This window comes from Nocardia sp. NPDC050175, from assembly GCF_044459885.1.
GTDB lineage: Bacteria > Actinomycetota > Actinomycetes > Mycobacteriales > Mycobacteriaceae > Nocardia.
Window position 1 is genome coordinate 1 of sequence record NZ_JBITJI010000005.1, and the last position, 14632, is coordinate 14632.

A 14632-nucleotide genomic window follows, 5' to 3' on the forward strand; every position below is an offset into this window, starting at 1 on the left:
AGTCCTGCCGACTACGAATCCGTTCACACAACCGATAACCTGGCACACGCCGCGTAATCACAAACCCCGTGTCCAGCTTCCGGGGTCAAGGCCCGTCAACTCAAGGCGTTGCACTGAAGCGCTCCCGTTCACTCGACCACTCGAACCCTCATAGTCCCGCGCTGCCACCAGGTCACACAATCCAGTCTCCATCGCCGGCTATCGAGTGCGCGATGCGATTGAGGCAGCAGGTGGAACCCGAATGACCTGCGGATACAGCTAGCGCACGCGCGTATACGAATGCTGTTGCGGGAGCACACGATCAGGCGACGGTACCGACTACGTCAGCTACCTCCTCGGGCACGGTGATCATCTCCAGTCCGCTGACGCTCTGGCCGCCCACAGCGACCTCGCCCGGCGCGCCTACCGGGCGGCACAGTCCGATGAGGCGGCTTCGTTGCTCAAGCAAATCGCCGCCACGCGGACGCGGGATGATCCGATCAAGCACGGCACGAACCTCGGCGACCTGATGCGCTCTCCTCCGCACTCGGGGATCATCCGCCTTCTACGCGAAGGATTTCCACGAGGCGCTTGCCATCCAGCGCCGTCAAGTCAAGTGGTAGACAGGTTGAGCAAACCGATCGAATTATCGGGATCTCAGTAGAGAACCACCAGGTCGAGAAGTGTTCTCCCCGCGTACGCGGAGATGATCCGTCGACCAGATGCGTTTTGCTGATCACGGTGGTGTGCTCCCCGCGTACGCGGGGATGATCCCGTGATGACCGCGCGCCCCTCGACGGGTTGGGGGTGCTCCCCGCGTACGCAGGGATGATCCGGGATCGCGCGAATGGAGACGTTCGTACGCTGGGTGCTCCCCGCGTACGCGGGGATGATCCGCCGAGCGTCGCGCCGCCGAGTTGGCGGTGTGGGTGCTCCCCGCGCGTGCGGGGATGATCCGGACGTCTTCACCCCGTTCGAGATGGTGACCCGGGTGCTCCTCGCGTACGCGAGGATGATCCGAAGTAAGTTGCGTTAGGTGGGTATCGGTAGGTGGGCTCCCCGCGTACGCGGGGATGATCCGGGGTCGATGCCGCGCCAGGGGCCGGGCTGGAAGTGCTCCCCGCGCACGCGGGGATGATCCGCGGATCGGGATGATCAACTCCGCGTCGGTGCAGTGCTCCCCGCGTACGCAGGGATGATCCGACCTCCAGCAGGTCATCGATCACCTTGGGACTGCGCCTCATATGTTGGTGCTGCTAGCGGAGACCAGCTTGCCGCAGAGTGTCGGTGCGAGCATTGGACGAAAGGGCACCCGCCAATGCCGGAACCATACGAGCCACTCCCAACGGTCAGCCGCCCGACAACTCAAAATTGGCTTCGACCACCAGTTGCCCGCTGAGAAACCGCAGGTCGTCCCCGTTCCCATCTATATGGTGCCCCGCCGAGGAGGCAGGTCTCCGACCTGATCCGAATACCGTTTGTGTCCAATGTTTTTCAGTCACAGATCCACCATCAATTGGCCTACACCCTGCCTGTACCTGTCGACAGACGCCAACCGTGCCAACGCTCAACGCGCGCGGTGACGACAGAAATCGAACTCCGAGGCGGGTGTGGGTCCCACGCCGGAGTTCAACCTCGTTCTAGCAGTTGACGAGTCGCTGGCCGCGCCTGAGGTACCGGATAACCCGGCGAGCACATACCTATCAATGAGCCGGCCGCCACGACTCAGCCGATCTTGACCACTTGACCGCCCGCTTGCTGGCTGGCGAGGTGTTCGATCGGCATCGTGTGCTGGCCGAGGAAACCCAAACCCATGCCGCCCTGCATGGTCGCAGAGATGGCAACGTCACCGACTGCATCGGTAGCCGGGTCTATGTCCTGGCCGCACGGGTCGTAGAGGTGGATGTTCCCGGTTTGGACTGCGTTGCCGTCGGTGGTGAACAGGATGTGCCGTGCACATCCGGATACGACCAGTTCGTGCCAGGAGTCTGCCCGTATGTCTTGGTCAACAATGCACCACCGGGCAGCTGCACCACCCAATGCAGTAGCTTCCCGTCACCGTCGAATACCAGCTCTCGGTTAGTCGCAAAAGAAGTGGAAAGCCATCGGGGTAGTACCGTTTCCGGCCGACGAGTCGAGTCGTAACCCCACGTATCGGTCCCGACTGTGGTCGCGTTGCCGTACATGTCGTAGCGGAACGACAAGGCGTTCCTCCCGCTCGTCGACAACAGTCTGTCGGTGTTGTCATAGCAGTAGGTGGTTCCGCGTTTCCAACGCCGTGAACTGCCGATCTACGCCGATACCGGGTTGGTCGTCCGACGCCACCAAAGTCATTCTGTTCACAGCGTTGCAGAGCGAATCAAGCGTTTCGGGCAGGAACAGTCGATGCTCATGGTGTTATGCCCATCGCCCACAGTGCGGCCCTGGGCTCCGGCATCGAGACGGTGACCGTTCGGCCACTGGTCAATGTTAAACGCAGCGCGGGACCCAGGGTCGAGGTCAGGAACCATCCGCGTTTTCGCTGGTGGAACACACTCTAATGACTCCAAAATGTGACGGGCAGATCGATGATTTCGGCGCGGGCGATGTTCGCCCGGCCGATAGCAACACGAGGAAAGCCGAAGACAGCGAAATTCACCGTCAACCCGCCAGGCCCCGCAGTCACGCGCAGGCTGGACTGCGCAATCACCCTCACCAGGCCGACGATCACGGCCGCGAGAGTCAGAAACCTCAACGGCCACGGACCAGTACCTATCACGAAAGCGAGAGTGAAGGAAAACAGGACGAAGATGTTCAACCACAACATCGCCCAATTGGTGACGCGGCAGGTGTAGACCGTCGCGGCGGGCGTCACATCAACTCCTCGATCATGCCGAGCACCTCGGCCTTGCTGTAACCATTCGCGCGTGCGGACTCGATTAGCTGGCGGACCGCCTGCTCCACCGGCGCCGAGGTAGGAGCAGCCGCAGTGACCCGCACGCCACGCCCGCGCCGGAAGTCCACGACCCCTTCCTCCCGCAGCCGCCGATACGCGGCGAGCACGGTATTGCGATCGACAGACAGCGCCTGCCCTAATTCCGTTGCAGGCGGCAGCTGTTCGTTGATTACCAGTTCCCCCGTGATGACCGCGCGTCGGACGCACGCGGCGATCTGGTCTTGCAGCGACGCCCGGGAGGCCTGATCGAGATACCACAGCATGATGCTAATAAGCCTAGCACTATTGACGGGACGCGGCGATGTCAGCGGCGTGGCGCAAGCACCAGCGATGGCACCTCATCAAAGTCCCACCGCCTCGGACAGCTGCCGCTCGGCTGGTTCGCCGAGTCGCGCCGGGTCGTAGTCGGCCGGTGTGTTTGGTGCGAATCCGCACGATGCGCTGCAGTCCTTCTACGAGCGTTCAAATCTGCAAACGCCTCGGCGTAGCACAAACCACCATCCGCACCGCACTCCAACGCCGCGGCATCTCACCACGCAACACTGGTATCCGGACTCAGCAATAGCACTGCAAGTGTCGGGTCCGTGCTCCCCGCGCGGCTACAGCATCTACGCCGAGTTTCCCACGTCGTGAACTGCTGACTCCGTTGATACCGAGTTGGCCGTCCGACGCCACCGACGTCGCGCCACCTCCCAGCGCGCAAAGCGAATCAGGCATCTCGGGCAGGAATAGACGACGCGCACGGTGCGATACCCATCGCCTCCAGCGCGGCCGCGGGTTCGGGCATCGAGACGGTGACCCTTCGACCGCTGGACAAGGTCAAACGCAGCGCAGGCCCCCTAGTCGGGGTCAGGAACCATCCGCGTCTCCGCTTCCAGAACACACCCTGACCACTCCAAGCCGTGACCGGCAGATCGATGATATCGGCGCGGGCGATATCGGCTGGGGCAATGGTGACGCGAGGGAAGCCGAAGGCACCGAGATTCACCGCCAGGCCACCAGGCCCGGCGCTGACGCGTTGACTGGCCTGCACTGTCACCTTCACCAGCGCGATGGCCATGAGCGCGGTGAGCAGAAACTTCACCACCCCGGAACCTGTCGCCCAAAGAAGGCAGGTCCAGAGAACTAGAAGGGAGATGTCAAACCACAACATCGTCCAATTGGTGACGCGGCACGTATAGACCACCGCAGCGGACATCACATCAACTCCTCGATCAAGCCGAGCACCTCGGCCTTGCTGTAACCACTGGCACGTGCGGACTCGATCAGCTGGCGCACGGCCTGCTCCACCGGCGCCGAGATGGGTGCGGTCGCAGGGACCCGGACACCGCGTCGCGTCGAAAATCCACGATCCCCTCCTCTCGTAGGCGCCGACACGCGACCAGCACGGTAGTGCGATCGACAGCCAGTGCGTGCGCCAATTTTGTTGCGGGAGCTAGCTGTTCGTTGACCACCAACTCCCCCGTGGTGACCGCACGCCAGACGCACGCCGCCAATCTGGTCTTGCAGCGACACCTTCGACGCCTGATCAATATGCCACAACATGATGCCAATAAGACTAGCACTATGTATGGGACTAGGTGACGTCGGCGATACAGCACGAGGACGCCAGACGACGACAATCAATGACCCACCGCCGGACCGCCGATCAAACCTCGGCAGTGCCCGCTCATGACAGGAGCGGGCACTGTGACACTCGGCGTCCAGTGCTCTTTCGAGAGCCCATACTCGTTGATGCTGCACAAACTGGGTCGCGGCGTGCGAGCGCACCGTCGGGAAGACGACCCCCTTCGTCGACCGCCTCAGCGGTATATCTTACCGCCGCCAAAAACCGGCACCCAGAAAGGGTACCCAGGGATTCTATATATGTCCGAGGAACCGTCGTCGTTTCTGCCTAGCAAAATTACGGCGACTTGGACTCCGACTATAAAGCCAGCTAGTTTCACCGGAACTGGCATATCGTTCATAAACATCAGGCCGAGCAATCCGGTGCCTAGATCCAACCCGGGTTTGATTTTTCCTACCAACCCGGGATCCAGGTGCAAGTGTTCGCCGAACCGCAACGCCTCGTAGTAGCTGCCGTTGCCGAATTCGAGCCGTGATGATCCGATTTCGGCGCCTCGTTCGCTGCCGGATGGTTGGGTACCGAATATCTCGCCGATCATCGCGCCGATTTCAGCGACTGCGGACACTACATTCTGGATCGCATGCTCGATATCTTCCTGGGCTGTTGTTCCCGCAAGGTCGAAGGTGTTGACGGGGTCGGCGTTAACGTAGTCGTAGCTGTTCGCGGATCCTCCAAGGACTGGGTCTACCTGCAGAAATCGACCAAGGATGGGCAAGTAGGTGCGTGCGCCCATTTCCTGCGCTTGCTGGCTGGCGACGTGCTCGACCGGGACGGTGTTTTGACCGAGCCACCCGAAGTCCATGCCGCCCTCGGCGGTGGCCGGTTGCGCGATGTCGCCGATAGCGCCGGTGGCCGGGTCGATGTTTTGACCATATGGGTCATACAAGCGGATGGCACCGGTACGGGCGGCGGCTCCGTCGGTGGTGAACAGGATGTCGCCGTGGATGTTGGGGTAGGACCAGTTGACGCCGGTGTCGGTGTAGTTCTTGGTAAGTACCGACCCTCCAGGCAGTTTCAGTATTCGTTGGCGAAGGTTGCTCGAGCTGTCGAGGATGAAATCGGGGCCACCTTTGTCCGAGGTGAAACCATAACGGGTGACTTCTGCAGGTTTGCTACCGTCCTTCACCGTCCGCGCCACGATGCGGTCATCGACCTCGCGAGTGTAGATAACGGTGCGACCAGCGGCCGTACTGGTAGATACGTGCCGCAGAGTGGAGTCGTAGCCGAGGGTGTCAGTGCCGACCTTGGTTGCGTTGCCATAGCTGTCGTAGGCGAACGACAGGTCAGTGGCGCCTGTAGTGGACAGGAGGCGGTCGGCGTCGTCGTAGCAGTAGTTGGTGGTGACTGCGGGGGCGCCGTTGAAGATGTCGGAGAAGGAGCTGCGGTTGGTGTTCGATCCCGCCTTCTTGTTCGGCCCACAGCCGTTATCGCCATCGAAACGGTAAGTCAACTGATGGAACGGCACGTTGGCCCCGATCAGCCGTCCCACACCGTCGTAGGTATAGCCGTAGTCATAGGTCTTGCCGGAATCGGCTGTGTCGGTGACCTTTTCGTCGATGATGCGTTGGTCTTGCGAGCGGGTTACCGCGCTGGTGACCTCGGATCCCGACACCTTCCAGGCAAGGGCAGCCGACTTGCCCGCATCGTTGTAGGAAAGCGCAAGGTTCGATCCATTGCCGTAGGCGACACCAGCCAGAACACCAGCAGCATAAGCGGGAGTAGCAACCACAGTGCCGTCGAGCTTGACCTGGGTCAACCTGAAGGCGTCGTCCCAGGCGTAGTTCAGAGTCGAACTCGCGTTCTTGATTGTGGTGGTCTCACTGATCTTCCGACCGGCTCGGTCGTAGGCAGTGGCGGTAGTAGCGCCATTGACGTCGGTGTAGGACACCAACCGCTGAAGGAGATCGACGACAGTTGTGGAGGAACCACTTCCGTCGCTGACCTTTTTCTTTAGCGGGTCACCACCGACAGCATGGTCATATGTGACAGTCCGCGCCGGTTGGTCACCCATCGCCGGGAACGTCTTCTTGACAACGCGTCCGCGGGCGTCATAACTGACACACGACCAGGGTTCATTGTTGGTACGAGTGGCAACCATAAAGCCACGAGCGTCGTACACCGTCTCGATTACATTCGCCGCGCCACCCGAGTTCTTGGCTCCAGTGGCGGTTTTCACCCGGCCGCCCTGATAGACGGCTGCGGAGTTGGCCTCACACGGATTAGCGCGGGATTCGTCGCCGCCGTAGTAAACCGAGGTGCCGCGCTTGTCCGGGTTGGTGAGGTCGCCGGCCGGCAGGTTAGCGGCGAGTTGCCGCAGGAACCCCTGACCGGGCTTCTCGAACAACTTGCGGCCGATCAGGTTGACTCCGCCCGGGTCACCGATGGTCGAAACGGCCAGACCGAACACCGGATCGATCCCGTTTGCCGGATCTGAAAACTCGGTCGATACCTTCTTCGCGGGTGCGCGTTCTGAACCGTTATGGCTGATGTTGCTTGTCTCCAACCCGTAACGGGGCGCGAGGTTCTGGCCCGGCACGGTCACCGCACTGCCGGAACCCGGTGGCGTCCAGGTGAAATCGAGTGCACCGGCGGTGCCGCTGCGGTTGTAGTAGTCGACCCGGACTCGATGCCAGCCACCGGGGGTGGTGCTGGTGTAGGTGCCGGGAACGGTGGCGGTGACGGCTTTGTCGGTCCAACTGTCCACGATCAGCAGGTCATCGATCCACAACCGGACACCGTCGACGACCGTGAATCCGAGCTTGTACTCACCGGTCGCGGGGAACTTGACCTCACCCATGAACCGGCCCGACCAACCATCACTGTTCGCCACGGGCGGCACCGAACCCCAGCTACGTTTCAGGCTGCCATCGGGGCTGCCGACACCAGTGCCCCACTCCTTCGGGACACCCGCCAAGGACCGGTTGTCGTAGAACGCGGACTCCAACCCGACCAGATTCTCGTCAAACCCCTTGCTGACGTGCGGCATAGACTGCGCGCACTCGGGCTTGGGCAATTGCCCGTCGAAGCAATCCGCAGGTGCCGGACCATACTCGTCCGTCGGGCGATCAGCGTGGTCATAGATCAATGTCGAGCGCCGACCGGTCGCGTCGATCTTGGCCGTCTGTTTGTCTTTGGCATTCCATTCGGCACGGACAGTGTCTCCGACGGCGTCCGTCGAGGTGAGTTGGCGACCGGCATCGTCCCAGGTCGCGGTCCGAACACCTACTTTATCGATGCCAGCAATGTCGACATAGGCGGTTTTGCGGGCGATGTCGTAGCGGTAGCCGTACGTCTGCCGGAACCCCATGTCACTGCCGTCCCATTTAGGTGCGGTGATCTTTATCGCCCGAGAATGCGGGGGCCGGGGTATTTCAGGATTGTCCTGGAACGAGTCGTACTCGATCAGATAGCGTTCGGCGTTCAAGTTATAGGACGGTAACGTGGCCCGCCAGTCCACAGCCAAGCTGTCGCGGACCTCGTCCAACGGCCCGACAGCATCCAAAGCCTTCTGCTTTTTCTCGGCGTTATTACCTGCCTGGTCGTAGTCGAGTTTCGCAGCTGCCAGGTTCAGGTAGCTGTAGTCACGGATTTCGGCACCGGGGTTCTCGATCCGGCCCAGAGCACCAACGATGTACCACAGCCGCGTTTCGGTGCCGTCCCAGTACTTGATCCGGCACAGCTTCTGTGCTGGCGCCGAGTAAGCCCCCGGCGGCAACGATGTCCCGCCGTAACAGTTGTTGCTGTTGTCGGTGTTGTAGTAAAGGGTGTGTGTTCGGAGCGAGACCGGGTCTTTGATCTCGGTCAGCCGGGTCGGTGTGCCGCTGTAGATGTACTGCAGCGAGGCAGGCTTTTTGCTGTCGGCCACCTTCGACACCTCTGCCAGGGTGCCGTCGACGTTGAATGTCGACACCACACCGTCTTTGGTCACCGAGATCCGGCCACCGGCATCGACAGCGAGCACACCGTCCTCATCCTTCGGCGGGGAATAACCACCAGCCGAGGCCTTGGTCCAGCCATGTTTGCCGCCCGAGGCGTCGGTGAGCACCACCGACCCGTCGAGCATCTCGGCCGCGACGTACTCACTGCCCATCAACCCCAACGTCCACCCACCCGGCAACGGCGAGGGGTCCTGGGCGAACAACCAATCCGTTGTCACGATCTGCGGATTCCAGTTGTGGGTCCGCGAGGCACTCGCACCAGCGGTGCTCTTGGCCCACAACACCATCTTCGGTTTCTCGGTCGAACGGTGATACAACTCGACCTTGATCGGCACCCGCTGCCCCGCGGTCAGCGACACATCGGTGTCCTTCTTGGCAGCAGCTTTGGAGAAATCCGTGCCGACCGCCGCCGGATTGGGATTGTCGTAGACAGTCTTGCCATCGATCCAGATTTTCGCGCCGTCGACATGCGAACCCGCGAAGCTGAAGTCACCGCTCACCGGAGCCCGGAAGTAACCTTCCCACCGCACCACGAACCACTGCTTATCCAGCGCGGCCGGCATCGGATCCTCCTTGAACGGAGAGTTCTCGGGCACGTTGCTCCAGATGTTTCCCCAGTCCAGGTTCACCTGAGCTTCGTCGCGCACCAGTACCGGCGTCGTATCCGCGCCACCGTTGTGATCAGCGTCGTTGAAATACGACGCCCGCACACCATGCCCCTCTCCGCCCTGTCGCGAGTTGTAGGAGAACGTCACCCCGGCGGCGCCACCGACCGCCTCGAACACCGGCCCTGCGGCCTCGGTCTTGGCGTTGCCGTTGAACAGGTTGACGGTGACCGGCCCGACCTTGTCGGTCGGCGCGGGCCCCGCACTACCGATGCGCTTATCGACGGTAAAGTTGCCCACCCACTTCGACGGCGTCGGCGATGTCGCACCGGATGCCACCGTCGCTACGGTCCAGCTATAGCGGGCACCGTCGTGCAGCACATACCGGGGGACCGTCCACTTCGGGGTGTTCAGACAGCCGGAGTCGACCACGCTGCCCGAGCGACCGTCGAAACCGGTGGAGATCTTGAAGCAGTACTTGGTACCGGACGCGGCCGCGCTCACCTCGAGCGTCGGTTCATCGGTTGCGATCACCGAATCCGCCACCGGTGCAATCATATTCACTTGTGGACCCGGAGTGGGATCGGTCGGGTTGGTGCCGTCACCGTAGTCGACGACCAGCGCGGCTTGTAGTTGTTTATAGGTGTACGTGGTGCCCTCGGCGCCACCGAGCATGAACCAGGTGTTCTTGTCTGTAGCTTTGACACGATCACCGAGGTAGGTAGTTAATGCGGGTGCCGTCAACGAGCCCGATTCGCCGATGCTGGCCGAGGCCAGCTCTGGACCGATCGCGGCATAGCCCAAGGGGGTGGTGGGCTGATACAGGCTCACCTTGGAGGGGAGCTTCATCTCGGTCAGCGGGGTCGCCACTTTCAGGTCCATGCGCGCGCCGGTGATGGTCTTACCCGCCAGCGGCGCGAGATCATAGCGAATTGCCGAGCGCCACAACGCATCCTGTCCAAGCACTGACCTCGCGTTGCCGGTTCGGATGCCGCAGTCATCCGCTGCCACGCACGGGGCCCCGCCTTTCAAATACGCGACGGCCTCAGCTTGCTGACCGAAACCGAAGGTGTAGGTCGGGTCGACCACCACCGGGAACTTGCGGGCAGAGTCTGACAACCATTTCTTGTCGACAGCTACCGTGAGCTGCCACGCTTCACCGTCACGGGCCAAGGTGTAAGTGCCGCTGGTCCGGGCCGAGGGCTTCTTGTCCTTCTCGCTGCCTGACGAGTCCCAGACCTCGATCGGGGGCAGTGCGGCGACCACCTTGCCTGCCTTGTCGCTGATCGTGACGGACTTACCGTCCACCTTCGGCGTCAGCGCACCGGTATTCAACTTGAAGACCCAACGCCCTTCGCCCACAGCAGAAGCGGACTTAAGAATGATCGATTCTTTGATCGCATCCGCAGACACTTCATAGGTCACGTCGGTGTTCGGCAACGCATCAGAATACGTGGCTGTCGATCCAGCCACCTTGCGGCCGACCTTGCCCGCGCTCTTCAACTCGAGGGTGACCGGGATGCCGTTCTGGTTGACCCGCAACAAGTTCGGGTCGTTGGCGAGCTCGGCCAGGTCGATGCCGATGGTGGTGCGGGCGGCGGCGACTCGCTTGGAATCCTTCTGCTCCACCAGCCGGGTGTCGATCGGATCCCAGCCGCCTTTGCTGTTACGCACACTGACCGGTACCTGCGACAGCACCAACGTTTTGGTGTTATTGACGTTGGTGAACTCGACCGAATCCTCGGTCCGTGCCGACTCTTTCGACGTCTTCGGATCGAAACCGCCCTTCGCCGGAGCTGCTGCGGCTGCACCGTCGGCGAGCAACGGTGTGAAATCCGCCTCCGGATCCGCTGGTCCATCAGTTGGTGGAGGCTTCGGAACGGCATTCGACAACATCAGCGGAACATCGTGCGAGTTCTTCGGTTTCGGTGCGGCGGCAGCCTCCGGCGACATAACCACCTGTACCGATGTGGCAATCAGCGCGGCAACCAATACAGCCGCCCACGAAATCCTGCTCAAGCCATGTAAATATGAGGGCAACCTACGCAGCGTGGCACCCCGACGGTGAGTACTCATCAAACTCCCTAATAATGAGCCTATCGACGACCGGCCCAAATGAATCAAGCCGCGACAACACGGGCAGAACAATTCCTGACGGAACAGGTACAGCTGAACTGGACGACGTCAAGTACGTCACCGCTACAGCTCTCGGTGGCTTATTTCATACCTCCATCAAGCAGCAATTTTCCAAATCCAGTAGATATAGGTGAGGTCGCGGATGAACACAGAGCGACCTGCCATCGCTCCACGAAAAACGTTGCCGCCCTATCCCTTTAGACACTTCGAGTCAGGCGTGACTCTCAACTGAGAACCTGAATAGGGAATTGACCTAGAGGCGGGATATCCCCGCAAACGCGGACGGTTGCCATGCGCAACGTCCGACCGATGCCATGGCAAACACCGTTGCCACGCAGCTTGTTTCGAGAACTTCTCTTCAAGGAGTCATTGACTCGATACACACTCCCCCGCCATGAACTTTCTTGATACCGAACCGATATCGAGGCGACCGCCGCCCCACCCGAACAACGGTACAGTCGAATCAAATGGGGAGCACGCCCAAGATCACTGGGGAGCCGGGCAATACGTCGGCGACGGATAACACCTCGGCCGCAAAGCCCCCGGCGCTGGAGGCCGAGTTGCCAACGGCGACGAGATCCGTCGCAGAGCAGGAAAGCTGGCGAACAGCCGAGGGTAGCGATCCAGCCCAACCCGGCCGACTCGATCAGCACGCTCGACAACGGCATAAGTTGAGCCGGGTTCGTTTGGTATACGCGCCGCCTCGGAACCGGCACGATCGGCTGCCATCAGAGGGTGAATTCGGCTTCAACCACCAGACAGCCAGCAGGAAGATACTGGTCAGTCCTGTTCCCATGTATATGGTGCCCCGCCGAGGAGGCGGCCCTCCGACCCCATACGAATCCTGTTTGCAATCAACAGCTTTCACCTAACACACCTCGGCGTACGACACCCCAGGAACTCCGCGTCGTTACAACACAGCCCGCCAAGGAACCACCATCCCACGCAGTGCCTTCACTTCGCACATCCGCCCGTGCGTGGGGTCGTCCCGCAACCGCTTCAACACCTGGATCGCGAACTCAGGGAGTGCGACAATACGACGCCCGTGCGGCCATCGGCGGCACAGGGTCAGCCGTCGCAGCGACCATTCGCCGACGCAACAATCACCACACGAACAGCTCCGAGGCCCTACTGGACCGATCTGCCACGCCGACCTCAGCCTGGCAGGTTCGAAGTCGTGTAGCGCGTGTAACGGATTGACCTCGCGCCTACGGCCATGCGGCTGTGCGGGCTTATGCCGATACCAGTGCGTTCAGAGCACTTCGATGATGGGCAAAATCTTCTCTGATGGTATGGATCAACGCGCATGAAACGGCCAAGAGTGTTCTGCCGGGGCTGCCTGCGAGAGCGGTGTTCTCGCAGGCAGCGTTGAGGAAGTCGTGCTTATCTCTACAGTTCTTGATCATCCATTCGCGGTCGAGACTGAACAGCGGCAGATTCAGTTGAGCGTAGGACCAGTCCGGATTCAGATGAACTCCGCGTCGTCAACTTTCACGACTGCGCCCGGCGATGATTGTACCATCATCGTTGCCCTCTCTTCCGCCATGCAACGTGCAAACCGACGGAAAGAAGGCCGACGACAACGGCGGCTTGGGCGTAGCTGATTTGTGCCTTGTCACCAAAACCTCGTGTGAAAGCGTAGTAGAGAGACACCATCAGCAGCGCGCTACATATAATGACAGAAACCGCGCGTATCCATTTGATTGTAGAAATTGACTGCATCCATTTCATTTCAGAATATCCCCGGCAACCAGGGGCCCTCAATGCCGCCACCCAGAGAATAGACGTCCGACGAACCATCGGAGTTCGAGCCTGCTTGAACCGCGCCAGCCTGTATCGCCAGAAGTGCCGCAGCAATAACCGCTGGAATATCTTCCGTCCCTATCGCCAAAAGAGTGGCAACTCCGGCTCCCATCCACAAACCGCCTTGCATCTTTTGCGACATCGCAGGATCTAGGTGCATATGCAAGCCATACCAGCGACTCTCGAGATAGCTGCCGTCGCCGAAAAATATTTTCGATGATATCTCACTGCCGCGCGCAATATCTGATGTTCCCGCCAGTAGCCGGATATTCAACGCTCCCGATTCCGGAGCTGGTGAACTTGCCGATGCCGACTTCTCGCCGCTCCCCGAGGGGTTGACACCTGCCGCTTCGATCGGACGATCTTTTACCTGCACCCCAGGACTATATATTAGCGCTGCGTCCGCGATAGTAGGAATCACGGCGACCGCAGCAGCGCATCCTGGGCATTTCCCGCTGAGATCCTGAGAGTTCACCGGATCGCCGTTGACGTAGTCGTAGTTGTTGGCTGATCCACCAGGGACGGGGTCGGTTTGCAGGAATCGGCCCAGGATGGGCAGGTAGGTGCGGGCTCCCATTTCGAGGGCTTGCTGGCTGGCGATGTGTTCGATCGGGACGGTGTGCTGGCCGAGCCAGCCGAAGTCCATGCCGCCCTCGGCGGTGGCCGGGATCGGGATGTCGCCGAACGCACCGGTCGCTGGGTCGACGTTCTGGCCGTAGGGGTCGTAGAGATGGATCGTTCCGGTGCGCGTTCCTGCACCATCAGCGGTGAACAGAATGTCGCCGTGGATGTTGGTCGGGCTCGATGCCGCCCCCAAGAGCATCTTCCGCATCATGGTCAGCCGGGACACCGTTGCCGCCGCCATGCTTGACGAAGCAGAGAACCCGCGGTTCCTCGGCCGGATCGCCGTCCCCCTCATGCGCTGACCTGACGGCCGATGGGTTCGCCCGCGAATCGCTCACGCCGCGTGCGGGATTCGTAGACCCCCATGGTTTGAACCGACACGATGGATTGGGGGCCGTCACAGCGCGAAGTCAGCTTCGAGCATCAACCGACCGCCAAGAAGATGCTGGTCAGTGCTGTTCCCATCTATATGGTGCCCCGCCGATATACCGAACCTCCGACCAAGTTCAACCAGCCGACCGCCCCACCTTCGACAGCCTGGAGGATCACGACGATTCGCCTTTTCGATGACGGCGGCGACGTTGAATCATCTCGATTTCAGCGGAAATTTGCAGTTCACGACGGATAGGCGTGTTTGTGGATGCTGTTCGAACCGCCCCGAGGGAACCAGCTCGCACCCGCGAGCAAAGCGTTCGTAGCTCAACGGAGAGAGCACCTGGTTACGAGCCAGGGGGTTGGAGGTTCGAATCCTTCCGAGCGCACCATTCCTGCCGAACCACGGCTCAGCCGCAACGCGGCCGATCTCGGCAGCTGGTCGGCAGGCAGCTTGATAGTGATCGTGACATGCGTGCAGTTTGTCGCGGAGCTGAACGGTGAGCTGTGTGACTTCGACAAGCCGCTGGAGCAGTTGCTGGTGCCGCGGAAAGATTGAGTCTCGAGTCAGGGCAGCGCGTTGAGCAGGGCGATATCTGCGGTGCTGGGGCGG

7 protein-coding genes and 1 tRNA gene are annotated in these 14632 nt (G+C 61.0%); 1 reads left to right on the plus strand and 7 read right to left on the minus strand.

Annotated features, from left to right (window positions below):
• Window positions 1-301: 301 nt before the first annotated feature.
• From ACIBK2_RS17745 to ACIBK2_RS17775, 7 genes are all read right to left on the minus strand, one after another.
• On the minus strand, window positions 302-526 hold the full coding sequence (locus ACIBK2_RS17745; protein WP_396968514.1) for a hypothetical protein: 225 nt from the start codon (window positions 524-526) through the stop codon (window positions 302-304).
• A 1178-nt stretch (window positions 527-1704) separates the two neighbouring features.
• Entirely contained in the window at window positions 1705-2019 is a 315-nt protein-coding gene (locus ACIBK2_RS17750) for a hypothetical protein (RefSeq protein WP_396968516.1), read from the minus strand.
• 496 nt (window positions 2020-2515) lie between these two features.
• Window positions 2516-2833 (minus strand): hypothetical protein, encoded by a 318-nt coding sequence (locus tag ACIBK2_RS17755; protein ID WP_396968518.1) that lies wholly within the window; start codon window positions 2831-2833, stop codon window positions 2516-2518.
• Window positions 2830-3177 (minus strand): GntR family transcriptional regulator, encoded by a 348-nt coding sequence (locus tag ACIBK2_RS17760; protein ID WP_379284505.1) that lies wholly within the window; start codon window positions 3175-3177, stop codon window positions 2830-2832. Before ACIBK2_RS17760 ends, ACIBK2_RS17755 begins: the two co-directional genes overlap by 4 nt.
• A 446-nt stretch (window positions 3178-3623) precedes the next feature.
• Window positions 3624-4112, minus strand: a complete 489-nt coding sequence (locus ACIBK2_RS17765) for a hypothetical protein (RefSeq protein ID WP_396968520.1) — start codon at window positions 4110-4112, stop codon at window positions 3624-3626.
• A 604-nt stretch (window positions 4113-4716) separates the two neighbouring features.
• Window positions 4717-11103 (minus strand): PA14 domain-containing protein, encoded by a 6387-nt coding sequence (locus tag ACIBK2_RS17770; protein WP_396968522.1) that lies wholly within the window; start codon window positions 11101-11103, stop codon window positions 4717-4719.
• Between the two features lie 1849 nt (window positions 11104-12952).
• Window positions 12953-13846: an RHS repeat-associated core domain-containing protein gene (locus ACIBK2_RS17775; RefSeq protein ID WP_396968524.1), complete on the minus strand. Its 894-nt coding sequence runs from the start codon at window positions 13844-13846 to the stop codon at window positions 12953-12955.
• 489 nt (window positions 13847-14335) lie between these two features.
• On the opposite strand from ACIBK2_RS17775, the gene ACIBK2_RS17780 reads away from it, so the two are divergent.
• A tRNA-Arg gene (locus ACIBK2_RS17780) sits at window positions 14336-14411 on the plus strand.
• Window positions 14412-14632: the final 221 nt, after the last annotated feature.

What these genes read in the sequence shown, in the direction of transcription:
- ACIBK2_RS17760 (WP_379284505.1), bottom strand. Translation starts at nt 3,177, where the DNA reads ATGCTGTGGTATCTCGATCAGGCCTCCCGGGCGTCGCTGCAAGACCAG.
- ACIBK2_RS17765 (WP_396968520.1), bottom strand. Translation starts at nt 4,112, where the DNA reads ATGTCCGCTGCGGTGGTCTATACGTGCCGCGTCACCAATTGGACGATG.
- ACIBK2_RS17775 (WP_396968524.1), bottom strand. Translation starts at nt 13,846, where the DNA reads ATGCTCTTGGGGGCGGCATCGAGCCCGACCAACATCCACGGCGACATT.